Annotated in this window: 24 protein-coding genes; 12 read left to right on the top strand and 12 right to left on the bottom strand. The window is 63.8% G+C overall.

Features of this window, described 5'->3' with window-relative positions:
• The first annotated feature begins 65 nt into the window (after positions 1-65).
• On the top strand, positions 66-2558 hold the full coding sequence (locus EA472_RS09580; protein ID WP_124191280.1) for a PAS domain-containing sensor histidine kinase: 2493 nt from the start codon (positions 66-68) through the stop codon (positions 2556-2558).
• Positions 2559-2617: 59 nt separating this feature from the next.
• Here EA472_RS09580 and EA472_RS09575 read toward each other — a convergent pair whose 3' ends face one another.
• The gene (locus tag EA472_RS09575; RefSeq protein ID WP_124191279.1) at positions 2618-3994 is read right to left on the bottom strand and encodes a cytochrome P450; all 1377 of its coding nucleotides are present in this window, start codon (positions 3992-3994) and stop codon (positions 2618-2620) included.
• A gap of 74 nt (positions 3995-4068) precedes the next feature.
• Here EA472_RS09575 and EA472_RS09570 point away from each other — a divergent pair, with 74 nt between their 5' ends.
• Positions 4069-4722: a helix-turn-helix domain-containing protein gene (locus EA472_RS09570; RefSeq protein ID WP_124191278.1), complete on the top strand. Its 654-nt coding sequence runs from the start codon at positions 4069-4071 to the stop codon at positions 4720-4722.
• A 20-nt stretch (positions 4723-4742) separates the two neighbouring features.
• Here the strand turns inward: EA472_RS09570 and EA472_RS09565 are convergent, their stop codons facing one another.
• Both EA472_RS09565 and EA472_RS09560 read right to left on the bottom strand, forming a co-directional pair.
• On the bottom strand, positions 4743-4988 hold the full coding sequence (locus EA472_RS09565) for a ferredoxin (RefSeq protein ID WP_124191277.1): 246 nt from the start codon (positions 4986-4988) through the stop codon (positions 4743-4745).
• A gap of 57 nt (positions 4989-5045) precedes the next feature.
• A complete protein-coding gene (locus EA472_RS09560) occupies positions 5046-5273 on the bottom strand; it encodes a hypothetical protein (protein ID WP_124191276.1) in 228 nt (75 codons plus the stop codon).
• A 205-nt stretch (positions 5274-5478) separates the two neighbouring features.
• Between EA472_RS09560 and sufU the strand changes: the two genes are divergently transcribed.
• Positions 5479-5907, top strand: coding sequence for a Fe-S cluster assembly sulfur transfer protein SufU (sufU, locus tag EA472_RS09555; protein ID WP_124191275.1), 429 nt, complete (start codon positions 5479-5481; stop codon positions 5905-5907).
• A gap of 196 nt (positions 5908-6103) precedes the next feature.
• Positions 6104-8554 carry an ATP-dependent DNA helicase gene (locus EA472_RS09550; RefSeq protein ID WP_124191372.1) on the top strand — a complete coding sequence of 817 codons (2451 nt, stop codon included), beginning with the start codon at positions 6104-6106 and terminating at the stop codon, positions 8552-8554.
• A gap of 39 nt (positions 8555-8593) precedes the next feature.
• On the opposite strand, the gene EA472_RS09545 is transcribed toward EA472_RS09550, so the two are convergent.
• The 3 genes from EA472_RS09545 to EA472_RS09535 all read right to left on the bottom strand — a co-directional run bounded on the left by EA472_RS09545 (position 8594) and on the right by EA472_RS09535 (position 11759).
• The gene (locus tag EA472_RS09545; protein WP_124191274.1) at positions 8594-9058 is read right to left on the bottom strand and encodes a GNAT family N-acetyltransferase; all 465 of its coding nucleotides are present in this window, start codon (positions 9056-9058) and stop codon (positions 8594-8596) included.
• 301 nt (positions 9059-9359) lie between these two features.
• Positions 9360-9830 (bottom strand): hypothetical protein, encoded by a 471-nt coding sequence (locus EA472_RS09540; RefSeq protein ID WP_124191273.1) that lies wholly within the window; start codon positions 9828-9830, stop codon positions 9360-9362.
• A gap of 87 nt (positions 9831-9917) precedes the next feature.
• Complete coding sequence (locus tag EA472_RS09535; protein WP_124191272.1) at positions 9918-11759, bottom strand: AAA family ATPase; 1842 nt, start codon at positions 11757-11759, stop codon at positions 9918-9920.
• Between the two features lie 1105 nt (positions 11760-12864).
• Between EA472_RS09535 and EA472_RS09530 the strand changes: the two genes are divergently transcribed.
• From EA472_RS09530 to EA472_RS09515, 5 genes are all read left to right on the top strand, one after another.
• On the top strand, positions 12865-13503 hold the full coding sequence (locus EA472_RS09530) for an Era-like GTP-binding protein (protein ID WP_124191271.1): 639 nt from the start codon (positions 12865-12867) through the stop codon (positions 13501-13503).
• A 6-nt stretch (positions 13504-13509) separates the two neighbouring features.
• Positions 13510-13902, top strand: a complete 393-nt coding sequence (locus EA472_RS09525) for a DUF2073 domain-containing protein (RefSeq protein ID WP_124191270.1) — start codon at positions 13510-13512, stop codon at positions 13900-13902.
• Positions 13902-14858 (top strand): OapC/ArvC family zinc-ribbon domain-containing protein, encoded by a 957-nt coding sequence (locus EA472_RS09520; RefSeq protein ID WP_124191269.1) that lies wholly within the window; start codon positions 13902-13904, stop codon positions 14856-14858. Before EA472_RS09525 ends, EA472_RS09520 begins: the two co-directional genes overlap by 1 nt.
• Positions 14859-15115: 257 nt before the next feature.
• Positions 15116-15205: a hypothetical protein gene (locus EA472_RS23535; protein WP_449289232.1), complete on the top strand. Its 90-nt coding sequence runs from the start codon at positions 15116-15118 to the stop codon at positions 15203-15205.
• Positions 15205-15987 carry a DUF7089 family protein gene (locus EA472_RS09515; RefSeq protein WP_124191268.1) on the top strand — a complete coding sequence of 261 codons (783 nt, stop codon included), beginning with the start codon at positions 15205-15207 and terminating at the stop codon, positions 15985-15987. The genes EA472_RS23535 and EA472_RS09515 overlap by 1 nt, the downstream gene beginning before the upstream one ends.
• A 448-nt stretch (positions 15988-16435) precedes the next feature.
• On the opposite strand, the gene EA472_RS09510 is transcribed toward EA472_RS09515, so the two are convergent.
• The 4 genes from EA472_RS09510 to EA472_RS23530 all read right to left on the bottom strand — a co-directional run bounded on the left by EA472_RS09510 (position 16436) and on the right by EA472_RS23530 (position 19262).
• Complete coding sequence (locus tag EA472_RS09510) at positions 16436-17029, bottom strand: metallophosphoesterase (protein WP_124191267.1); 594 nt, start codon at positions 17027-17029, stop codon at positions 16436-16438.
• A 204-nt stretch (positions 17030-17233) separates the two neighbouring features.
• Positions 17234-18628 (bottom strand): phosphoglucomutase/phosphomannomutase family protein, encoded by a 1395-nt coding sequence (locus tag EA472_RS09505; RefSeq protein WP_124191266.1) that lies wholly within the window; start codon positions 18626-18628, stop codon positions 17234-17236.
• Between the two features lie 150 nt (positions 18629-18778).
• Positions 18779-19033 (bottom strand): GIY-YIG nuclease family protein, encoded by a 255-nt coding sequence (locus tag EA472_RS09500; protein WP_124191265.1) that lies wholly within the window; start codon positions 19031-19033, stop codon positions 18779-18781.
• A gap of 79 nt (positions 19034-19112) precedes the next feature.
• A complete protein-coding gene (locus tag EA472_RS23530) occupies positions 19113-19262 on the bottom strand; it encodes a DUF7563 family protein (protein ID WP_449289231.1) in 150 nt (49 codons plus the stop codon).
• Positions 19263-19758: 496 nt separating this feature from the next.
• On the opposite strand from EA472_RS23530, the gene EA472_RS09495 reads away from it, so the two are divergent.
• Entirely contained in the window at positions 19759-19926 is a 168-nt protein-coding gene (locus EA472_RS09495) for a DUF1931 family protein (RefSeq protein ID WP_006665251.1), read from the top strand.
• A gap of 260 nt (positions 19927-20186) precedes the next feature.
• On the opposite strand, the gene fni is transcribed toward EA472_RS09495, so the two are convergent.
• Positions 20187-21248 (bottom strand): type 2 isopentenyl-diphosphate Delta-isomerase, encoded by a 1062-nt coding sequence (gene fni, locus EA472_RS09490; protein WP_124191264.1) that lies wholly within the window; start codon positions 21246-21248, stop codon positions 20187-20189.
• Between the two features lie 136 nt (positions 21249-21384).
• On the opposite strand from fni, the gene EA472_RS09485 reads away from it, so the two are divergent.
• A complete protein-coding gene (locus EA472_RS09485; RefSeq protein ID WP_124191263.1) occupies positions 21385-21786 on the top strand; it encodes a hypothetical protein in 402 nt (133 codons plus the stop codon).
• 172 nt (positions 21787-21958) lie between these two features.
• Here EA472_RS09485 and rpiA read toward each other — a convergent pair whose 3' ends face one another.
• Entirely contained in the window at positions 21959-22663 is a 705-nt protein-coding gene (gene rpiA, locus EA472_RS09480; protein ID WP_124191262.1) for a ribose-5-phosphate isomerase RpiA, read from the bottom strand.
• 608 nt (positions 22664-23271) lie between these two features.
• On the opposite strand from rpiA, the gene EA472_RS22995 reads away from it, so the two are divergent.
• Complete coding sequence (locus EA472_RS22995) at positions 23272-23784, top strand: CPBP family intramembrane glutamic endopeptidase (RefSeq protein ID WP_243637817.1); 513 nt, start codon at positions 23272-23274, stop codon at positions 23782-23784.
• Positions 23785-24227 lie beyond the last annotated feature (443 nt).

Below are 24227 nucleotides of genomic sequence, written 5' to 3'. Positions count from 1 at the left end.
GCCGAATAATACAGGGAGAGGTCTGAGCAAGGAACTTATCCGAGTCGGGGGTCTCTAGCAGGTATATGAGCGAACGGGCCGGGTCTTCTGAAGTGACGATATGGGGAGAGGCGGACGACACCGAGGCCCTCCAGCACTATCGTACGCTCGTCAATACGATCGACGATGGGATCTATCGACTCGACGCCGAAGACCGCCTCGTCTCGGTCAACGACGTCATCGTCGAGATAACCGGGTACACGCGTGAGGAACTGCTCGGCGAGCACGTGTCCACGCTCTTCGGCGGCGACAGCGCGTCGATCGAACGTGAGATCGACCGTCTTCGAGCGAACGCCTCCGACCAAAGCGAGCCACTCGAACTCACCATGGAGACCGCCGAGGGGAAACGGGTTCGCTGTGAAGTGCGGGTAAACGTGCTCGACGCGGGCGATACCGTACAGGGAGCGATCGGAATCGTTCGCGAAACCGGCACACGCAAACAGGTGGAAACGGAAGCCACCGAAGCGACCTTTCGTCGACTGTTCGAGAACGTTCCCGGCAACTATCTCATCGTACAGCCAGGGGACTACGAAATCGTAGCCGTGAGCGATGCGTATCTGGATGCGACGATGACCGACCGGGCGGAGATTCTGGGCAAGACGTTGTTCGAGATCTTTCCGAACAATCCCGACGATCCAGCCGAGGGCGTCGAGAACCTACGCGAGTCGCTCGAGAGGGTAGCGGAGACCGGGGAAGCGGACACCATGTCGGTAACACACTATCCGATCCCCGATCGCGAGTCCGACAGCGGTGAGCCGAGCGAAGCGAGGCGATCCTCATCGGACGAGCGCAGCGAGTTCGATGGTGACGAATTCGAGGAACGCTGGTGGAATCCGATCAATTCGCCAGTGTTTGACGCGGCTGGCAAACTCGACTACATCGTCCACAGCGTCGAGGACATCACTCCGATCGTTCAGGAACTCCAGGCAGACGGCGACCAGCAGCTGTTACAGGATTCAGACACGTCGGAGTCACAGCTCGAATCGGAGGAATCACAGCTCGCATCGGACATCGTACTGCGCGGACAGGAGTTGCTCCAAGAGGCAAAACGAGAGGCGTACGAACAACTGCGTGAGAGCGAAGAGCGCTTTCGCGCGTTGGTCACCACCACGTCGGATGCGGTGTTCAGTGCGAACGCGGACTGGAGCGAGATGCACGGGTTAGAGGGGGCGGATTTCCTCGCTGACACCGACGAGCAAGGGCCGCCGTGGATCGAAAAAGCCGTTCCGCCAGAAGACCAGCCGCGCGTTCAGAAAACCATCGACGAAGCCGTTCGTACGAAAAGCAGCTTCGAGTTGGAACACCGGGTCGTTCGTAATGATGGCACAGTAGCCTGGATCGTCTCGCGTGCTACACCGCTTCTGGATGAGAATGGCGAAATTACTCGGTGGCTGGGTGCGGCAAACGACGTAACCGAGCGGGTCGAACGCGAGCGCTATCTCGAGGATGCAAAGGAGCGACTGGAGGCGGCGACCGAAGCCGGCGCTGTCGGGACCTGGGAGTGGCATATTCCCGACGACCGAATGGTCACGAGCGTTTCCTTCGCCAAGAAGTTCGGGATCGATCCAGACGCGGCCAGCGAGGGCGTACCGCTCGACGAGTTCACCTCGGCCATTCACGACGACGACCGCGAGCGGGTCGAACGAAAGATTGAGGACGCAATCGAATCGGGAGAGGAGTACGAAGAAGAGTACCGCGTCTGGGACGACGAACTCCGGTGGGTCGTCGCGCGCGGTCACGTCGAGTACGACGACGACGGGAATCCGACGACGTTCCCCGGCGCTCTGGCCGATATCACCGAGCGCAAGCAGTTCGAGCGGCGACTCGAGGAATCCAACAGGCGTCTCGAACAGTTTGCCTACGCCGCCTCACACGACTTACAAGAGCCCCTGCGGATGGTCACGAGCTACCTCCAGTTGATCGAGCGCCGCTACGCGGACGAGTTCGACGAGGACGGTGAGGAGTTCATCGAGTTCGCCATCGACGGTGCCGACCGGATGCGCGACATGATCGAGGGGCTGCTCGAGTATTCGCGGATCGAAACGCGCGGCGATCCCTTCGAGCCGATCGATCTGGACGCCGTTATCGCGGACGTTCGCCAGGACCTCCGGATGAGAATCGAAGAGAGCGATGCCGAAATCACGGTCGAATCGCTGCCTCGTGTCGAGGGTGACCCAGGGCAGTTACGCCAGGTATTCCAGAACCTGCTTTCTAACGCGATCGAATACAGCGGCGACGAGCCGCCACAGGTGGATATTTCGGCTGTCCGAAACGGTTCGCGGGTAATCGTCTCGGTCACCGACGAGGGAATCGGGATCAAGCCGGACGACAGAGAGCGTGTCTTCGAGGTGTTCCAGAGACTACACGCGCAGGACGAGCATTCGGGAACGGGAATCGGCCTCGCGCTCTGTAAGCGCATCGTTGAGCGCCACGGCGGCGACATCTGGGTCGAGTCTGAACCGGGCGAGGGCGCGACGTTCTCGGTTACGCTCCCCGCTGCAAGCGGTGACGAGACGTGAGTTCTCTCTCTACTTGGCAGGCGTATTTCATTAGATGAAGTACAATTCAGCGGAGCCGACTACCGCTTTCGAACCCGCATCTCGACCAGTCCGGGATCGAGCGTGATTCCGACGTCCGTCTCGACCGACTCGGTGACTCGCTCGAGGTCGACGCGTCGGGCGAGCGTCGCGAGCGTCAGTTGCAGCTCCGTCATCGCAAAGCGCATGCCGATGCAGTGGCGCGGCCCGCCGCCGAAGGGAAAATAGGCGTACTCGGGTCTGTCGTCGGGATCGGCGACGACCGTCGCGTCCGATCCGTCGCCCTCGAGCCACCGGCCGGGTCGAAACTCGTCGGAGTCGTCCCACCACCGCTCGTCGCGGTGGATGGCGTACATCGGAAGCTGGACGGTCGTTCCCGGCGAGATTCGGTGACCGCCGACCGACGTCACCTCGTGCGGTTCGCGGTGGAGAAACGGCAACGGCGGATACAAGCGCATCGCTTCGCGGCCGATCGCCTCCGTGACCGCGAGGTCGGGGAGGTCCGCAAACGTCGGATCACGATCGCCACAGACGGTCTCGAGTTCGGACTCGAGGCGCTCCCGCGTCCCGTCGTCACCTGCGAGCAGCCAGCAGGCGTACGTGAGCGCGGTCGCGGTCGTCTCGTGGCCGGCCAGCAGGAAGGTCATAAGCTGATCGCCGATCTCCTCCGACGAGGGGCTGGTTCCGTCGGGGTACTCCCCGGTCGAAAGCAGCGTCAGCAGGTCGTTGCCGTCGGCACCCGACGCGCGGCGCTCGGCCACCAGCTCCTCGACGAGCGAGCGGACGTCGGCCGTCGCACGATCGAACTCGCGAGCGGTCCGACTCGGCACCCACGCCGGCAACAACGCGCCAGCGCCGAACACCTCGCGAGCCGTGTACTCGCTCATCGCGTGGACCCATCGCCGGACCCGATCGCCGCGATCCTCGTCGAGTTCCAGGTCGAACAGCGACCGCGCGAGCACCGCGAGCGTGAGCGCCGACAGTTCCTCCTCGAGGTCGACGACCTCGCCATCCGCCCAGCCGTCGATCGCCCGAACGGTTTCGTCGACCATCGCGTCGGCGTAGGTTCGGATCATGTCCGGCGTGAACGCCGACTGCAGCATGAGCCGCTGGCGTTTCCACTCGTCGCCCTCCGCGAACAGCACTCCCTCGATGTCGATCACGTCGCTGAACTCGTGTTCGAACTCGCCGCGCCAGAACTCGTCGCTCCGGGAGACGAGAACCTGCTCGACGTGGCCGGGATCGTAGAACGCGACGAGGTCGCGTCCGAACGCCTCGTACCGAACGACGTCGCCGTACTCGGCGTTCGACTCGAGGAGCGAAACGGGATCGTGGGCGAACGAGAGCGTACTCCCGATCAGCGGGAGGCCGCGAGGCCCGGATGCCGGCGCGCTCGAGGTCGGTCGTGGATCGCTCATACTCGAACGGAGGGTGGCGAATACCGTCGTCATTGTCCCGAAGCACTGAACGTCTTTAAACGATAAGAACGAGTATGCGGTCTGCTGACCTCACGCTTCGACTCCCGCCGTCGATGCAGATGCCGGTGCCGAACGTCCCCGTCGAACCGACGTTTCGGGAGGAAGTGCTCTCCTGGGAGATCGATCCGGAGGCGGAGACGATGCGGTTTCTCTCGCTCGTCGTCGGCGACCAGGCGGCGCTCGACGAGATCGCAGCGGATCTCGAGATGGTCCGCCGATACGACGTCACGCGGGTCGACGAGGACACCTTCTACGGCTACGTCGAGATGGAGCTCCGCGAGGCCGACGCGACGTTCATGGGATCGTTCGACGTGCCGGGACTCGTGATCGTTCCGCCGATCGTCTACACCGGACGGGAGACGGTCCACGTCACCGTCCTCGGCGAACCGGACGCGCTGGCGGGCGTGCTCGAGGCGTTCCCCGAAGACGTCGGCGTCGAGGTCGAGCGCGTGAGCGACCACCAGCGCCGCGCCGAGACGCTGGCGGGGCGGTTGACCGCCCGACAGTTCGAAGCGATGGAGGTCGCACGGGAGGTCGGCTACTACGACGTCCCTCGGAGCGGATCACTCGCCGACGTCGCGGCCGACCTCGAGTGTTCCGAGAGCGCGGCGTCGACGCTGCTCCGGACGGTCGAGTCGGAACTCGTCGACGCCGCGTTACGGCGGTGAGAACGAAAGCTGATCGGCCGTCAGGGAATGAGCTGTTCGCCGTCGTCGTCGTAGATCGTGATCGCGTCGACGGGACACGTCCGCGCGGCGAACTTCGCGTCCAGTTCCGCGTCTTCCGGGACCTCGCGAGCGAAGACGGCGTCTTCGCTCTCCTCGCTCTCCTCGAGGATCGCCTTCCCCCTCGCTTTGTCCTTCGAGAAGGCGTCCCACTCCGCGACGCACTGGTACATCCCGATACAGGTGTCCTCGTCGAATTCCACTCGCATGGCCGACCGTTGGACCGATGCGGGTAAAGCACTGACGGGATCGGAACCGACGGCGGATCAGCCCGCCGGTGAAAGGAGGTAGCTGCCGCCGATCGCGACGATTCCGACGAAGATGCCGAAGAGTCCGATCGGCGGCGAGACGAGCGCCAGTCCCCCACCGAAGATCAGCGCGCCAGCGCCGAAGCGCCACGCGATCGACGCCGGATTGTAGCCGCAGTGTGGACACTCCTCGGCCGTCCGCGGGAGTTCCTCGTCACACCGGCGACAGAAGTAGATCGGTTTCATACGGAGGGGGCGGCGTCTCGAGCGAACCCAATTCGTGGAGTCGACTCGAACACGACTGATACTCGCGTTCGCAGCGTCAAATACGGTGTGGTCGGCGATCGGTACCGAGACACTCGCCAGAGTTACTCAGATAACGGATTTCGGTATCGTGGGTACGCGAGCCCCGGAACCCTTTTACAACTCACCGATCTATTCGTGGACAACGATGGGACTGGGCTCGGATATGTACAGACAGCAGATCCTCGACCACTACAAGAACCCCCGCAACTACGGGGAACTCGAGGATCCGACGTTCACCCACGTCGGGGAGAACCCGATGTGCGGCGACGAGATTCGGATGGACGTCAAACTCGACACCGACGAGGACGGTCGAGAGCGTATCGAGCGCGTCGCCTTCTCCGGGGACGGCTGTGCGATCAGTCAGGCCTCCGCGAGCATGCTCTCGAGCGACCTCACGGGAAAGACCGTCGACGAACTGCTCGAGATGGACCGCGACGACGTCGTCGACATGCTCGGCGTCGACATCTCGCCGATGCGGATCAAGTGCGCGGTGCTGGCGGAAAAAGTCGCCCAGGACGGCGCGGAGATCTACCGGGGCAAACTCGAGAAAAACAAGACGACCACCGAAGACTGAGACGGTCTGCTGGCCCGCTGTACCGGTGAAACCGCCGGACATCTCAATTTTACCAGTGGAGCCGCCGGACGGATTGGACGTCGATACCGCTCGAGCGTCGAGACCGACCGACGCGACTGCGTCCGACGGTATATAACGGAAGCCGCGGCAACGAGTCCGGCAAGGCTATGGACGACCGACGATGAGTTCGAACCGAATGTCGACCTGGCGCTCGATCTTCGGCCACGACCAGCCGTACGACGAGCAAGTCGACGGCATCGAAACCGCCATCGAAACCGCTCGATCGGGCGGATACACCGTCGTCGAGGGTGCCTGTGGCACCGGCAAGACGATGATCGCCCTCACCGCCGGCATCGACCTCGTGCGCGATCCGGAGACCGACTACGAGCGCGTGTTCGTCCTCACGAGCGTCAAACAGCAGCTGCGCCAGTTCGAGGCCGACCTCGAGACGATCAACGAGAATCTCCCCGAGGACTGGCGGCCGGTCTCGGGGCTCACGCTCGTCGGGAAGGCCGACGTCTGTCCGTACAACCGCGAGCGGACGGCCGGGATCGACGACGGAAACGTCTACGACCGCTGTGAGACGCTTCGGGACCGCACCCGCGACCTCTCCGGCGAGGGCGGACAGACGACGGCCGGCGCGCTGGCCGACCGCGCTCGCAGCCAACAGATCGGGCTGGCCGACAGCGGCGAGCGCGGCCGCGACGGGACGTTCCTCGAGACCGCGGGCGAGCCGACGCCCTACCCGCGGGAGCTCCCCACGTACGCGGACGGCGGGCCGGCCGGCGTCGAGACGGAGTACTGCCCGTTCTACGCGCGGTACCTCGAGGACTTGCCGGACGACGGCGACGGCAGCCCGGTCGAAGCGGTCCCGTACGACGTCACCGCAGCGGGGATGGTCACGCCCGAAGACCTCGTCGCCCGGGCGGCCCGTCACGGCACGTGCCCCCACTCGGTCATGGGAGCCGTCCTGGATCAGGTCGAGGTCGTCGTCGGTAACTACTACCACGCGTTCGATCCGCGAACGGTCGGCTCGTTCACCGGCGCGCTTCTCGACGAGTCGACGTTCGTCGTCTGCGACGAAGCACACATGCTCGAGCCGCGAGTTCGCGACCTCGTCAGCGATGGCGTCGCCGACGCGACGCTGCGGGACGCGGAAACCGAGCTCTCGCGGGTCATCCAGCCGATCACATTCGAGCGCGAGGGTCGGCGTGCCGAAGGGGGATCGAAGACCGCCGACGCCGACCTCGTCCGGGCCGAGCTGAACGACACCGACGTCAGCTTCGAGGAACTCAACCGAACGCTCGAGTTCGTCCGGGACCTCCGAGGCGAACTCGACCGCCGGGTGACCGCCCATCTCGACCGGAAACGGAGGGGGTGGCAATCGAACCTGACCGACCTCGCGGACGACGAGATTCCGCTCAGAGATCCCGCCGAACCCGGCGAAGACGAGTTGACGACGTGGGCGCGAGAGGCGGGCTACGGCGACGTCGACTGGGTCCGCGCCGAGGCGGTCGGAGCCGTCGTCGCGCGCATCCTGAACGAAGCCGAAGACGAGGACCGAACCCGCTCCGCGCCGGCCGTCGGACGCGTGCTGGGCGAGTGGTACCGTCGGGATCACACGAACTACTTCCGGGAGATCGAACTCGAGCGCACCTGGAACGAGACCGAGCCCGGGGACTCCTGGCGACGCGCATACACCGCCAGACTCGCCATCCACAACTGCGTTCCGAGCGACGCCATCGGGGAACGCCTCGCCTCGTTCGGCGGCGGCGTCCTGATGAGCGCGACGCTCGAGCCGATGGAAGCGTTCACCGAAGTCACCGGGTTGCAGTATCTCGCACGCGAGGAGGATCGACCGGTCGTCGAGCGACGGTACGGCCTTCACTTTCCCGAAGAGAACCGCGAGAGCTTCGCCGTCGCCGCCCCGAAGTTCACGTACGACAATCGCGGACGGCCGGGGAACGCGAGCGTCGCGGACGACGCGGCGGGAGAAACGCCGGCACAGGGGGCAGACGATCGGCGGCAACACTCGACTCGTCGCCACTACGCCGACGCGGTTGCCGACGTCTGTCGGGTCCCCGGAAACGTCCTCGTCGGGATGCCGAGCTACGCGGAAGCCGAGTGGATCGCCGGCGTGCTCGAGGATCGACTCGAAAAGCCAGTCCTGCTCGACGCCTCGAGCGACGACGAGGCGACCGAGTCGCTCAAAACCGAGTTCTTCGCCGGCGACGGAAAGGTGCTGGTGACGAGTCTGCGGGGAACGCTGACGGAGGGCGTCGACTACAGCGGCGACCGGCTCTCGGCGGCGGTCGTCTGTGGCGTGCCGATCGTCAACACCGCGAGCCCGCGGACGAAGGCGGTCCGACGGGCCTACGACGACGAGTTCGGCGACGGGTTCACGTACGCGCTGACGATTCCAGCCGTCCGCAAGGCGCGACAGGCGATCGGGCGCGTGATCCGCTCGCCCGAAGACGTCGGCGTTCGGGTGTTACTCGACGAGCGATACGCCCGCGACAGCTGGGACTCCGTTCGACCGTACCTCCCCGACGACGGCGAGTTTCAGCCGGTCAGTCCCGACATGCTCGAACTCGGACTGGAACGGTTTCGATCACGGCTCGAACCGGTTTCGGGCGACGGCGAGTGATCGTCTACCGAGAGCAGTTCGTTCGGCTAGACGGGCGGTTCATCCGGACCGCCCGTTCAGCTCGCGGGCCGTCGCGACGCCCCGGTGTCGTTTCCCGTCGATCGGTTCGATCGCGAAGCCGAGCCTCTCGTAGAACGGACGGACCCGCTCGTCGAACCGGACCGTCAGCCGTCGTTCGCGCTCGAGCGCGCGTTCGATCAGGGCGCGGCCGATGCCGCGGCCCCGGTGACGGCGGCGAACGCCGACGGCGGAGACGTGCGCGCCCCGATCGCCGTCGTAGGGCTCGAGAACGAGCGCGCCGAGGAGCCGTTCACTCGTCGCCGCTTCGTCGGCCCGCCGACTGCGACCGTCGACCGTCGACCGTCTCGCGTAATCGCCGGCGACCAGGACGTCGCACTCGTCGATGCGCGTCTCGACGTTTCCCGGCTCGAGCATCGCCGCGTCGAGGATGCGCCGAACCTCGAGTACGTCGTCGTCGGTCGCGGTGCGAACGTAGACCTCCATCGGCGGATCAGTCGGGCGAGCCCGAGGAGTGACGCGAGGATCGATCGATCGCCGGTGGTCCGCCACCCCGGACGGGAGCATCGCCGCCGTCGGCCAGCGTGAACCGCCGACGGTTCCACTCGAAACGGTACGGTATCACGACTGTCGAACCGATACGACGCGAACCGTGAAAACGGATCGCCTTTCGACAGCCCGGATGTTTTCCGCTGGTCGTCGCGATCCGTTCCGCCGGAGTCGATCGTTCAGGCAGGACTCCGGACGATTCACGCGAACGACGGCTCACGGAACGGCACACCTCGAATCACGCGTCGGTCGTGATTTCGAGACGAAGGTCGTCTCCGTCGTACAGTTCGTGGTCGGTGGGATCGACGACGTCACCGTTGCGGACGAACGTCAGCTCCGTTCCGTCGGCGCCGTCGTACGTCGTATCGTCATACGTGACGACGTGATTGCCGTCGTCGCGATCGTACGAGAAGTGCGGGAGAAAGTCGATCGCTTCGGCGAACGTCACCCGTTCGTCGCCCTCCATGTACCAGTAGTCGTCGAACTCGTGGAGGTGAAAGTCGATCGAGTAGTCGTCAGCGTGTTCGGCCTGGAATCGATCCGCCGAGAGGTCGACCGGCGTACCGTCGATGACGATCTCGAGCTCGCCGCGTTCGTGTCCATCGAGCTCCCCGTCGTCGCTCCCGTTCCCGGCGAGTCCGTCGTCGAACAGACAGCCGGCGGTCGCGGCGAGACCGGCGGTCGCGAGCAGTAACCTCCGTCGTTCCATACGTGATCGGCGGGGCCGAACCCCTATTGACGCTTCGATACGAGTCAGCGGAAACGGAGAAAATCGAGGTCCTCGGGCCTGTGTGGTTCAATTCTCGAAACGGGCCTGGACGAACGGCTGGACGTCGTCGATATCGCTGAGACGGGAATCCGAGAGCAACACCGCCTCTGTCTCCTCGAGCGGAACTGAGAGACTGATCTCCTTCGTTCGACCGTAACGTCCCTTCGAGACGACGACGGCGTTGACGATACCGAGCATGTCGAGTTCGCTGATGAGATCCGTCACGCGCCGCTGGGTGAGGACGTCCGCGTCGATCTCCTCGCAGAGCCGTTTGTAGATGTTGAACACCTCGCCGGTGTTGATGCTGTGGACGCCGTTTTTCTCGAGCATGATGATCGAAAAGAGGACGAGCTTGCTCTGGGTCGGAAGCGTCCGGACGACCTCGACGACGCGATCGAGTTCGATCTTGTCCTGGGCCTGTCTGACGTGTTCTTCGACGATCGTTTCGGCCTGGGCGCGCTCGGCGAGTTCCCCCGCGGTCCGAAGTAAATCGAGCGCTCGACGGGCGTCGCCGTGTTCCTGGGCCGCAAACGCCGCACAGAGCGGAATCACGTCGTCCGAGAGGGCGCCCGATTTGAACGCGACTTCGGAACGGTGCTGGAGGATATCGCGCAGCTGATTCGCGTCGTACGGCGGAAAGACGATCTCCTCCTCGCCGAGGCTGGATTTGACGCGCGGATCGAGGAAGTCGGTAAACTTCAGATCGTTGGAGATGCCGATGATCGAGACTCTGGAGTTCTCGAGTTCGGAGTTCATCCGCGAGAGATTGTAGAGGGTGTCGTCGCCGCTTTTCTCGACGAGCTTGTCGATCTCGTCGAGCATGATGACGACGACCCGCTCGTCGTAGTCGACGGCGTCGAAAAAGACACTGTAAACGCGGTCGGTCGGCCATCCGGTCATCGGTACCTCCTCGAACGACTCCCGATCGTCCTCGAGTTCCTCGATCCGCCGGTCGATCGCCTCGCGGGAGTCGAATCCGGTGGACTCGAGGGGATGGTCGGCGGGACGTCCCGACGAACGTCGGTCGGTCGCGGACTCGTTCTGGTTGCCGCCGCCTTTGGCGTCCGTTTCGGCTTCACCGCCAGATCCGTTCACCCCTCCGTCTCGAGGTGCCCCCGTTTCGACTGGGCCGGAGGACGACCCCTTCGTTTCACCTGGAGAACCGCCAGCATGCGACGAGTTTTCGTTTCCACTCGAAGCCAAACGGTGCTGGTCGCCCGAACCGTGTTGTGAACGGGAACTCCCGCTCCGAGCACCCGGCCTCGACTCGTCCGGATCGTCGGCGGCGGGATACTCGAACAGATCCGCGGATTCGGCCGACGGAGAATCGTCGGGTTCGAAGTCGGACTCGCTTTCGTACTCGTCGACGGCGTCGAGCAACTCCTCCAGCGAGTCGATCCGATCGTCGATCCTCGCCTCGTTCTTCTCGATGAACTTGTTCGCGAGTTGCGCGAGCACGCGATACTGTGTGTCGGTCACTTCGCAGTTGATGTACTCGACGTCGCAGGGAACGCTGTACTTCTGGGACGTGCTCTCGAGTTCTTTGCTGACGAACTTCGCGCTGGCGGTCTTTCCGGTTCCGGTCTTCCCGTAGATGAGAATGTTCGACGGCGTCTCGCCGCGAAGGGCGGCGACGAGAATCGTCGCCATCTTGTTGATCTGATCGCTTCGGTGTGGAAGTTCGTGCGGCGTGTACGAGGGGCGAAGGACTTCCTTGTTCTCGAAGATAGGCTCGCCGCTGAGGAGATCGTCGAACAGGCCCTGGTTGGACTCGTCGTCGGTGAGCTCCGCTCGACCGAGGTTTCTCGAAAGTCCGTGCGTCCCGTCGATTCCGTTTGCGTTCGGTGTATTCGTCTCGTCGTCAGACATGCGTCGTACGATCACCCCCTCATTTCGTGTGGAGACCCGAGCCCGAAACCAGGTACGTGCGAGAGTAGATGGGCCAACTCGGCCGATCTACGAGCGTGATAGCCCAGTCCGGATCCAGTTGATGCAAACGAAACAGAGGAACACCTCTGTAATAAATTCTTCCCTTTAATTCAGCTGCGATGATGAGAGACCACCGATTTCGGGAGATAAACCGGGTTCGAACGCGGTAAAGCGAGGCGAATTCCGGCACGCGTTGACTTCCAGCACGCGGCGAGTTTCTCCCGACTCGCAGCCAATACGCGACGAGTTTCTCCTGACTCGTGGACACGAACACCGGTTTCGACCCTCGAGCGGAGCTACCGAAACTGGATAATAGTAGATTACGTACACGCGTAATAGCGTCGTAATAGCGTCTCGAGACTCCGAGAAGAGAGATATAGTGGGGGAGTGGCGTAGTGAGAGTAGCGTAGTGGGAGTGGCGTAGTAGGAGTGGCATAGTGAGTGCAGTGTAGAGTGGTGACTTTTGGTAGAGTTCCGACGGATCGACTCGACCAGAACCCCCCACCCCTTCGTTTCAACTGGAGAGAGACGAGAAGGAGGGAGGGGGAGGGAAGGATTCTAGAATGGGAATCTTTATTCGAGTGGGTTGAGAATAAGGTCCGTGCCACTAGCAGAATAGAATAGTTACTAGGTCGGTTTAGATTAGTTACTAGAGAGAACTAGATTTGACCTCGTTATCCCGTCAAGTTACTAGAGGCCTCTCGATGCTCCGAACTATCCGAAATCACGACTCTGGTGGCTCGAGACGGCTCGGTCGATGGGTATCGATCGAAAAACGGTCCACAACATTGCTCGATACCACCTCCGGATTGGGCGATCTCCAGTCGAAACGAAGGGGTGGGGGTGTTCGAGAGTCGATCACCCGGGACGATTCCTTCGAGTCACCGTTCGGGATCGTCGCGCACGGAGTACCGAACAGCGTAGGTGAGTGACATATTCGCACGACTCTCAAACCTGTTTGACACTCAACTCGTTTGACGTAGGCTTAAGTGAGTTCGGTTCAGTAGTACGCGCAGACACACCCCGTGTGCTGGAGGCCCTATAGATGGGACTGTTCACAGAACTCAAAGATAGTATCTCTCGGGTTACGGACCGCCTGTTCTCCGAACAGGAACCCAAACGAATCGGTATCTATGGTCCACCGAACGCCGGAAAGACGACGCTCGCGAACCGAATCGCTCGGGACTGGACGGGCGACGCGATCGGGACGGAAAGTCACATTCCACACGAAACGCGACGCGCGCGCAGGAAAGAAAACGTCGAGATCGAGCGAAACGGAAAGACGGTGACGATCGACATCGTCGACACGCCGGGCGTGACGACGAAAGTCGATTACGAGGAGTTCACCGACGAGATGGACGAAGACGACGCCATTCGCCGCTCTCGAGAGGCGACCGAAGGCGTCGCGGAAGCGATGCACTGGCTTCGCGAAGACGTCGACGGCGTCATCTACGTCCTCGACAGCGCAGAGGATCCGATCACGCAGGTCAATACGATGCTGATCGGCATCATCGAATCTCGAGATCTCCCCGTACTCATCTTCGCGAACAAGATCGACCTGGACGACTCGAGCGTCAAACGGATCGAGGACGCCTTCCCACAGCACAAGACCGTCCCGCTCTCGGCGAAAGAAGGCGAAAATATGGACGAGGTTTACGAAAACATCGCGGAGTACTTCGGGTGAGTTTCCATGCCGAAGGCAACTAACGCGGACGACTCGGACGGCGTTCAGATCGACCTGATCAGCGGCGAGCGGATGGACAGTATGGCGACCATGGAGAAGATCAGGATGATCCTGGACGGCGTCCACGACGGCAACATCGTGATCCTCGAGGAAGGACTCACGCCGGACGAAGAGAGTCGACTCATCGAGACGACGATGGCCGAGATTAACCCGGACGAGTTCAACGGCATCGAGATCGAGACCTATCCCAAATCCGAAACTCGCGATTCGTCGTTACTCGGTCGCATCATGGGGGCAGACGAGTCGGAAGCGAAACTGACGGTGATCGGTCCGGCCAACCAGATCGAGACGCTCCACAAGGACGAAACGCTCATCAGCGCGCTCGTGTCCCGAGACTAATGCCACACGAATGTACGAACTGCGGTCGGACGTTTCCGGACGGCTCCAAGGAGATGCTGTCTGGTTGTCCGGACTGTGGCGGAAACAAGTTCCAGTTCACGCCGGCTTCGCCGTCGTCGGGCGTCGGCAGCGAATCTCCCTCGCCGGACCGACCGACCGCCGGCGACGACGCGACGTCGACCGATCCGTCGTTCGCCACCGACGACACCGCCGCGTCCGACCGCGCCTCCCGATCCGGCTCGCCCCGAGGCCGATCTGACGCCGCCAACCGCCTCGAGAAGTCCGACGTTTCGACTCGAGAGTGGCCCGAGACGGCGCGCCGACCCGAGGATCGGTCGTCCGCGACCGACGACGCGGAGTCCGGATCACCGTCGTCTTCACGGAACGCTCCGACGTCGACTTCGTCGGGATCACGTCCGCCCGCGTCGGACTCGTCCTGGATTTCGGGGACGGGGAACTCGAGTTCGGACGACGACTCCGTCGATCGGTCGACGCTCGCCGAGACCGAAGAATCCGCACAGGCCGACGCCAGAAGCGAGATGATCTCGAACGACGAGCTCCCGCCGGTATCCGGGTCGAGTTCGAAGGTCGACGACACCCCTCACGCTCGTTCCGACGCGGAGTCCGAGTTCGATACCGACTCGAGTACCGATACGAGTTCCGGCGGAGAGTCCGAACCAACCGTCGACACCGGGACCGATCCAGCCCCCGAACGCGACGACCACGATCCGGAACACGGTCGCGTCGTCAGCGAGCCGTCCGGAGAAAAGCCATCGATCGACGAACTTCGCGAGGAGCTGAACGAGCAGTTCGAGAGCATCAAGATCGTCAGCCCCGGTCAGTACGAACTCAACCTGATGGAGCTGTACAACCGCGAGGAGTACATCATCTCACTGCAAGAGGACGGACGCTACGTCATCGACGTGCCGGACTCCTGGCGCGACGGCGACGGGTAATTCGCCGGCACTTCTTCCGATCGAGTCGGTTCGTTTCCACCGGAAACCAAGGGGTTCTCGCGGTCGATATTCGACGGTTACAGCGGTAGCGAGGCGAAAGACCACCCGGTTACCACCGCGACGGATCACACCCTTCACCGCGACGGATCACATCCACCACCGCAGCAGGCGACGTGCGACGCTAATTCCGCCGTCGAACGGCGATTCGTCGACGGGAGAAGGATGGATTTAAGCGAGGCGGGTGATAGCTCTCGAGTATGAGTACTGCAACCAAGATCGTTCTCGGTACGGTCGTCGCATCGGCGGTGCTGTCGGTTCTGCTCGTCTTCCAGACCGTCTTCGTCTGATGTTCGACTCCCGCGACCTCTCGAGTCCGGTCGAGCGAGTTCGTGACGAGCACGCGCCGACCGCCCTGGTCTTCGACTGCGAGCGCGACTTCGAGACGCTTTCGCCATCGGTCGCGTCGGATCTCGGTCTCGTCGTCGACTCCCTCGAGCCGGCGAGCTATCCCGCGGAGTGGCTTCCGGCGGACGCTCCCGCGTTACTCTCGAAATACGCGGGATCGGACCTCACGATCGGCATGCCGGGCGACGGCAGCATCGTCTGGACCCGCCAGACCGATCCGCCGATCGTTCTGGTCAAAGCACGCGTCGAGGGATCGCCCGAGTCGTTCGTCGATTTTTTACTCACCGAGGCGTTCGTCGAACTGGGCCTCGACGTTCCCGAACACTTCCTCGGCTTTTTCGAGGACGACTACCCCGACCTGGATCGAGCGGTCGACCTCGACCCGGGCGGAACCTACCAGGTGGCCGCGGCGCTTTTCGACGGCTGGCTCGGTCTCCAGACCCGCGAGGTGTTCGCGTCGTGGACCGAGACCAATCCGGACCTCGCCGACGCGTGGGCTGACGCCGGCACGCGGCTCGAGGAACGCGTCTCCGGGCTCCCGCGTGCCGTCGCCCGCGGCGAGACGGACTTCGCGGACGCGGCCGAACTCGCGTGTGCGGCGATCAAACACGATCTCGAGCTACCGGCTCCGTTCGACGCCCTCGCGACTGACGCTTACCGGGACCACGGCCCGGAGTACGCGATCACGTGGGCGCGAAAGACGTTCGACGCGCTCGCGGAGTAGCGTTCGTCGGTCGGTCGACGTCTCACCCGTCGTCGTTTCAACCGGAATCGAAGCTCCCAGCGCGCGTCGAACGACGCCCGCTCCATAGGTAAAACCGCTTTTTCAGCTTACCGCGCTTATATTGACGATCCCCTCCTACTCGAGAGTGGGTCCCGACGAACGACCCACGCCGTCGGGTGCCAGGCGACGCGGACGTCGTCCCCCTCCATCCGGACGCTGGAACCGTCCTGACCCCGCTGGATCATCCATCCGCTCGTTCGACCGCCCTCCACCGGTCCGGCGGCTCGACCGTCCTCCATCGGTCCGACCGCCCTCCACCGGTCCGACCGCCCGATTCCGCCCGTTCGATCCCCCGCTGGCGCTTTACAGCCGACTCACTCGTTCCGCGAGCAGCCGCGCCGTTTCTCTCCGTCCGGGTACCTTCACTTCACCACCGTTCGTCCCCCGCTCATCCGAGTTCGACCTCGAACGTCTCGATTCGCGTCCCGTCCGGCTCGAGCACCTCGCCCGCGAGCGCGCCGTCGGTCGCCTCGAGCACGGCGAATCCCGGTCGATTTCCCCGCGGCTGCGCGTGGCTCCCCGGGTTCAGGAGGAGACAGTCATCGGTGTCGACCACGGTCGGCCGATGGGTGTGTCCCGAGACGACGACGTCCGCGTCCCGCGAGCGGCCGAACAGCGAGAGTCCGGTCTGTCCGCCATCGCGTCGGTGAGTCACCGCGATGCGAGCGCGCTCGGACTCTCCGGTTTGCTGTCCGTCAGTGGCGGTGAATCCGCGATCGTCCTGCGGTTGCGCCGGTAGATCGTGACAACAGACCGTCTCGACTACGCGAGCGCTCGGCAGTCGATCCCGGACGGCCGCGCTGTCAGCGTTCCCGCAAACCGCGAACAGTCGATCACACTCCGACTGGAACGCCTCGAGCGCCGACGCGCTGGTGAAATCCCCGGCGTGGATCACGACGTCGGCCTCGCGGGCCGCCGCGAGCGCGTCGTCCTCGAGTTGGTGGCCCCCGGTGCTGTGCGTATCGGAGAAGATCGCGAGCATACGGACAGTTCGTCCGCACGCCGGACGTTCCTTTCGACTGTAGCGGACCTCTCCGGATTCGATCGTCGACGCTCCCGGTCGGTTCGAGTACACGTCGAAGCCGAGAGTCGATCCGGCCGCCGCGCCGGTCGACGTGATCCGACCCGACCCGATCCGACTTCCTCGGGGATCGGTCCCAGTACGACGGACTGTGTGACGAAGCCGTTAGACGAGCGGTTCGACCAGCTCCGTCCCGGCCTCGAGCAACTCCGCAATGCGTTCGTCGTCGCTCGCCTCGGCGTAGATTCGAATGACGGGTTCGGTGCCGCTGGGACGGATCAGTAGCCACGAACCGTCCCCTAGCTGTAGCTTGAATCCGTCGGCCGTGTTCACGCCTTCGACGGGCGTTCCGGCGACCGAATCGGGAATCTCTTCCTCGAGGTCGGCGAGCACGCGCGCCTTCTCGTGATCCGGACAGGCGACGCTTCGCTTGTCCTGGACCACGGTTCCGTGTTCTGCAAGCAGCCTGTCGATGCGCTCGTCGATGGGCTCGTCGGCGTGCATCGCTGCGACGAGGAGCGCCACGAGGACGCCGTCTTTCTCGCGGACGTGGCCGCGAACCGTGAAACCGCCGGACTCCTCGCCGCCGATCAGGGCGTCGCCGTCGGCCATCGCGTCGGCCACCCACTTGAAGCCGACCGGCACCTCCTCGACCGTCTCGCCGTGGGCCGCCGCGATCCGATCGACGAGGAACGTCGTCGACACCGAGCGAACCGCCGACCCGGTATCGTCCTCGAGGAGGTACTCGTACAGCGCGGCGAACAGCAGGTTCTCGTCGAGAAAGCCGCGTTCGGGGGTGACGACCGCGATTCGATCGGCGTCGCCGTCGTTGGCGATTCCGAGCTCCGGATCGCTCCCCTCGTCCGTGACGAGTTTGATCAGCTCCTCGAGGTGATCGGCGGCCGGCTCGGGTGCGCTGCCGCCGAACTCGGAGTCACGCTCACAGCGCAGGCACTCGACCGACGCGCCGGCGCGCTCGAGCAGTGCGTCGGTGGTGTCGCGACCGCTGCCGTGCATCGCGTCGTACGCCACGGCGAGACCGCCGAGGTCGACGTCGCCGGTGATCGACTCGACGAGGGCGACGGCGGCGTCCGCGTGAGGGGCAACGAGGTCGACGTCCCGGACGACGCCGTGTTCGTCCTCGGGGAGCGGATCGGGCTCGGCGAGTCGATCCGCGATCGCGTCGGTCACCTCGGGGAGCGCGGGCGCGCCGTCGTCGGGGATGTACTTCACGCCGTTGTACTCCGGCGGATTGTGCGAGGCGGTGACGACGAGCCCACCGGCGAGGTCGCGATCGACGATGGCGGAGGCGATCAGCGGCGTCGGCCGATCACGCTCGGGGAGCAACACGTCGAACCCGTTCGCACACAGCACCCGCGCGAGTTCCTCCGCGAACCCGCGGGAGGTCTCTCGAGCGTCGTACCCGACGACGACCGGTCCCTCGCGTCCTTCGTCTGCGAGATACGAGGCGACCGCCTGGCCGACCATCCGGACTCGCGGTGTCGTAAACTCCTCGAGCGTCGCCCGCCAGCCGTCGGTGCCGAACGTGATAGCTTCCATACTCGTTTCTCGTCGCCCGGTGCGAAAAAAGCGACGCCATCGCTCGACCTGCGAGGATCGCGGTCGAAACTGGTCCCCGGATCGACGTCCCCTCGAGCAGTCTATCCACGATCAGATCGACGGGAACGTGAACGTCCGCGGCTCGAGCCGTTACTCGAGTCCGATCAGTCGCTCCTTTTCGGTTCGGCTGAACTGTTTGATCTCGTACTCGCGAGACATAGCCGCCGATCGAGACTCGTATCGCTCGTGGTAGCGGAGTTCGACGGGCGTCCGTCCGCGCGTGTACTTCGCGCCGTCTCCGGCGTCGTGTTCGGCGACTCGCCGCTCGAGGTCGGTCGTGTAGCCAGTGTAGAGGCTGCCGTCGGCACACTCGAGTACGTAGACGACGTGCGATCCGTCGGCCATCGAAGACCGGTAGGTAGCCGTGGTCGAAAAACGTCCCGTTCGCGGGGAGGCGACGATCGCGTTCGGATCTCGGGCGGGTTCAGGTACCGCGAGCGCGCTCTTTCGCGACTTCCGCGATACCCGCGTTAGCCGAGCAGCTGATGCAAGCGCGAATTTCGCCGTTCTCGTCGGCGAAAACCCGCGCGAAGCGCTCGGAGACGTGCGCGTCACAGTGGTTACACGTGGGCATTGGTTACACCGGCCGGGGCCGGTGCTCGAAGATAGCGGCTAACCATTTAAAAATCCTTTGCCAAACACTGTCTAATAGTGGGGATCAGCAAGGTTTGTTTTTGATATCGGAAAACAGATATCGTCTCTTCCTCGTCGGTGTTCGGGGAGAACGCGCGGGCATGTGGAATAGGGCCGCCGTCGACGCGGAACTCGAGTGAGTCAGGGGTTCGGGTAGACGGGACCTACTCGCACGTCGCCGCCGTCGAACCAGGGATCGTTCCGTCCACGAGCTGTGCGTCGACCGCTGGATCTCGGATCGCGCGCGAGCGGTCGTGACGCCGCGCGCGAGGTCGTTTCCCTCGGCTCGAAGGGCGGAACGTCCCGTCAGAGATTCATCAGACATATACTTTCCGGTGGTGGCCCCTATCCAAACGGGCGAATCAACCGCTGCAAGCAGTGTATTTCCACTAACAACCAAAACGTTTATACTACGGAAGGGGAAATCGATACATCGTATGGCAGACCTTATCGTCAAAGCCGCCGTGAAAGAAGCGCTCGATGACAAGAACGTCGCCTCGGACTTCTACGATGCACTCGACGAGGAAGTCGACGAGCTGCTCGCAGACGCTGCCCGCCGTGCAGAGGCGAACGACCGGAAGACGGTCCAGCCGCGCGACCTGTAAGGGACGCCACTCGAACACATTTTATCGACGCTGTACCGACTAGCCGCGGGTCCGTTCCGATCGATCGGTGACGTCCTCGGCTAGCGACGCGTTCGGCTCGGACTCGTTCCAGCGGTCGTAGATCGCGTTATCAGAGCCAGGCAGCTACGAAACAGCGGTTAGACTGCGACGAACCACGCCGAACAACTACGAAACAGCGGTTGGACGGCTCCAGCGTGCGGTCGGGCGCGTAGAACCACCGGCAAGACGCCCGAAAGCGGTCAGCGCGTTCGCTGGTTCAGATATTCCTTCGTCCTCCCGAGCACCACGTACTCCGTCGATCGAAGTTCGTCGACCGACGCCGATCCGGTGACGAACATCGCGGTCCGCAACTCGAGTGCGAGCGTCTCGATCAGATCCACGACCGCGTCGGTTCCCTGGCCGGCGGGCCCGAGAAACGGCTTCGCGAGGCCGCCGGCCTGCGCACCGAGGGCGACCGCCTTCGCCACGTCGAGTCCGGATCGGACGCCACCGCTGGCGACGACGCAGTCGTGAACGTCGGTCGCCTCGAGCGTGCTCACTGCCGTCGGAACGCCCCAGGCCCGGTACAGCCGGCCGACCCCTTCCTGACGCGTCGCGCCTACTGCGGCTGCCCGGTAGGATTCGATCCCCGACCACGTCGTACCGCCCTTTCCGGCCACGTCGATCGCATCGACGCCGGCGTCGCGCAGTCGGACCGCGGTCTCACGCGAGATTCCGTTTCCGGTCTCTTTGACGACTACCGGAACCGACAGTTCGCTCGCGACGCGTTCGATCTCCGCGAGACAACCCCGGGCGTCGACGTCGCCTTCGGGCTGAACCGCCTCCTGCAGGAAGTTGAGGTGGATCGCCATCGCGTCCGCGTCGATCATCTCGACGGCCTGTTCGACGTCTGCGACGTCGTACTCGAGTAGCTGGGCTGCGCCGACGTTTCCGTACAGGAACGCGTCCGGGGCGACGTCGCGAACGACTGTGTACGACTCGAGCAGCGCCGGATCGTCGATCTCGAGACCGGCGCGCTGGCTCCCGACGCCCATCGCGACGTTCGTCCGCTGGGCGGCCTCGGCGAGTGCACGGTTGATCTTCGTCGTGTTCGGGTGGCCGCCGGTCATGCTCTCGATGACGATCGGAAGAGCAAGCTCGTGGCCCATCAGGCTCGTCGACGTATCGATTTCGTCGCGGTGGATCTCGGGTAGCGCTTCGTGGACGAGTTCGACGTCGCCGAATCCGGTTCCTCCCGTTTCGACGTCCTCCTCTTCGATGATTCGAATGTGATCGTCTTTCCTGTCGGATGTTTCGGGCATCGGATCGTCTCTACTGACACTCTCGCGAGGGGAGTCAAAAGCGGTCCGTTCCGCTTCGCCGCGTTCGGACCGATCGTGCCCTCGAGCGCGTCTCGACTCGAACGCTTTTCTCGTCAGCTATCGAAGACGAAACGACATGCTGCGCACACTGTTGATCGGATTCTGCGTCCTCGAGACGGTCGCCCCTCGTCGGATCGTCGAGGCCTGTGAGCCGCTCGCGTTCGCGAACCCGGCGGACGGGCGACTCCGGCCGTGGACGATTCCCATCGCCCGACTCGAAGGAATCGCGTTCACCCTCGTTCTCGTCCGCGGAACGAACCCGAGGGGGCTCCGGATACCGCTCGCAGGCGTCGGACTCGTCATGGCGCTAGCACCGCAGCGGACCGTGGCTACCGCGCTCGAGGCTGCCTACGAGAACGCCGACGACCTCGAACTTCGATCCTGGGTCGTGCCGGCCACGAGCCTGCTGGGCGCGCTGTACGTGACCGTCGCGCTCCTCGCGGGGCGAGCGGACGCGCCGGCGGACGAGCCGATCTGATCGGCGTCCCGGACGGATTGTTGTCGCAGTTTCCCGGGGGACCGCAGACGGGTCGCGGTCCAACCGGTACTGACGCACACCGGACCGTTTCATACGGTTTACTGTAAGTCATTTCCGGCGCAACCGCGATCCGTGCGGCGGTTGCGCCGGTAAATCGTCACAGCAATCCGTATCAGTACTCGCGAACCTCGACGTCGTCGTCCGTTCCGACGTAGACCGCATCGACCAGTCCGACGAACAGTCCGTGCTCGACGACGCCGGGAATCAGCGCGAGATCCGCGGCGAGCTCCTCGGGATCCGATATCGGGCCGAAGTCACAGTCGAGCACCAGATTTCCGTTGTCGGTGACGACGGGGCCGTCCTTCGCGGCGGCGTCTCGGAGCGTCGGCTCCCCCGATAGCTCCCGGACGTCGTCTGCGACGACGGTGTGTGCGTCCGGGAGGACCTCGAGCGGAACCGGATGCTCGAGCTGATCCGCGAACTTGGAGGGGTCAGCGACGACGACGAACCGGTCGGCGGTCGCGCCAACTAGCTTCTCGCGCGCGTGTGCCCCGCCGCCGCCTTTGACCAGTGTTCCCCGGCCGGCTCCGTCGCCGTTTGCGATCTGGTCTGCGCCGTCGATCGCGAGGTCGATCCCCTCGACCGCGTCGAGTTCCGTCACCGGAATCCCGACCTCGAGGGCCAACTGCCGCGACTGAAACGAGGTCGGAACTCCCCGCACCTCGAGACCCTCGTCGACGGCCCGCCCGATCGCTCGAATCGCGTAGGCGGTCGTCGACCCGGTCCCGAGGCCGACGACGGTCCCGTCCTCGACCGCTCGAGCCGCGCGCTCGCCGGCCCGACGCTTCGCCTCCTCGGAGCCGCCCTCCGTCTTCATGGTTGCACGCGCGGGCGGCGGCGACAAAAACGTTGTACATGTCCGTCGCTGCCCACTGCGAGCGCGTTCGGCCGGGGAGGGAGATAGCGTCTCGTCGCGGATTCCCGTCGAGAACCGTCGATTCTCCGACGTCGAGCGGCTCACTCCCGTCAACCGAGGATCGGAGAACGCCGTTCACACACATTTCAAACCCTCGACGTTCTTAATACGGCGCCGAGCAACGGTACCGTATCGTGAAACGTGTGAGCGCGAAAATAGGTCGGACGACGTCCAACGGTGAATCCGCTCTTTTCACGGGAAATCCGTGGCTGTTCTTCGCCGTTACGTTCGGAATAACGTGGTCGTGCTGGCTATCGGTCGTCGTTCTCGACGTTCCGTTTACTAGCGCTGCCGGGCTCGGGTTGCTACTGGCCGGTCTTGCCGGGCCCGGAATTGCTGGCATCGGATTCGTCTACCTCGTCTACGACGAACGCGGAAGAGCGGATTTCTGGGCGCGAGTCACGGGATTCCGTCGAATCGGTCTGCGATGGGTGCTCGTTATTTTTGCGCTCCCGGTAACGGTAACCATCGCGGCCGGTGTCGCCGGTCTGCTGTTCGGGAGGTCGGGAATGACGTGGGGCACCAGCGTGCAGGAATTCGCCACCACTCCGCTTGCGATCCTCCCTGCCGTCTTCTTCGCGACGCTTCCGCCCCTCCTCGAGGAGCTGGGATGGCGAGGGTACGCGCTTGATCGGCTACAGCTGAACTGGTCCGCGTTGACCGCCAGCCTGATACTGGGGGTAGTCTGGTCGGTCTGGCACCTTCCACTGTTTTTCATCGAGGGATCGTTTCAGCACGATTCGATCGGATTCGGGACGGCAGGATTCTGGCTGTTCACGGTCGGAATCGTCGCACTCTCTCCGGTGTTTACGTGGGTCTACAATCACACGGCGCGCAGCATCCTCGTCGTCATCCTGTTACACGGCTGGATTAATTTCACCGCCGAAACGATCGAGGTTGCGGACGTCTTTTACTACGGATCGTGGATTCTACTGGCGACTCTCCTCGTCGTGATCTGGGGACCGAAGACGCTCACGAGGGCGAACGACGTCCCGCATCCACCCCTCGGCGACGAGCGGTAGCTCGAGTCGGTCGGCGTTCGGACGGACTGCCGTCCCCGTTTTCCGGCGAAACCGCGACCGGTATGCGTTCGCACGAACTGACTCACAGCAGTTCGCACAGTCCGAAGAAAGCAACGTCTTCTCGCTCGATCCGTCGGGTAGCTGTATAGCTCACTCGACCCGTCGGGTAGCCGTCTAGCTCGCGAGTACGCCACGGTAGTGCGAGACGACTTCCGGACGACGTCCGGAACGGCGACGAAAAACCGATCGTCCGGACCGTCGCCGGCGATGCTTCCCGCTGGCGGGGCGGTCTTCGACGCCGCTGATCGCGCAGGCGTCGCTACCGACGGAGTGGTTGCCCGACTGACGGAGCAGGCAGCCAGCCGTCCGTGATTCCGATCGAAACACCGCGACTCGAGCGAACCCCGTGATCGCGTCGAGGTCACGCCGAATCGCCGACGGGA

Origin of the sequence: Natrarchaeobius oligotrophus, assembly GCF_003841465.1 — an archaeon.
Taxonomy (GTDB): domain Archaea; phylum Halobacteriota; class Halobacteria; order Halobacteriales; family Natrialbaceae; genus Natrarchaeobius; species Natrarchaeobius oligotrophus.
Note: the sequence above shows the minus strand (reverse complement) of the source record. Positions and strands in the feature narration are given on the sequence as shown.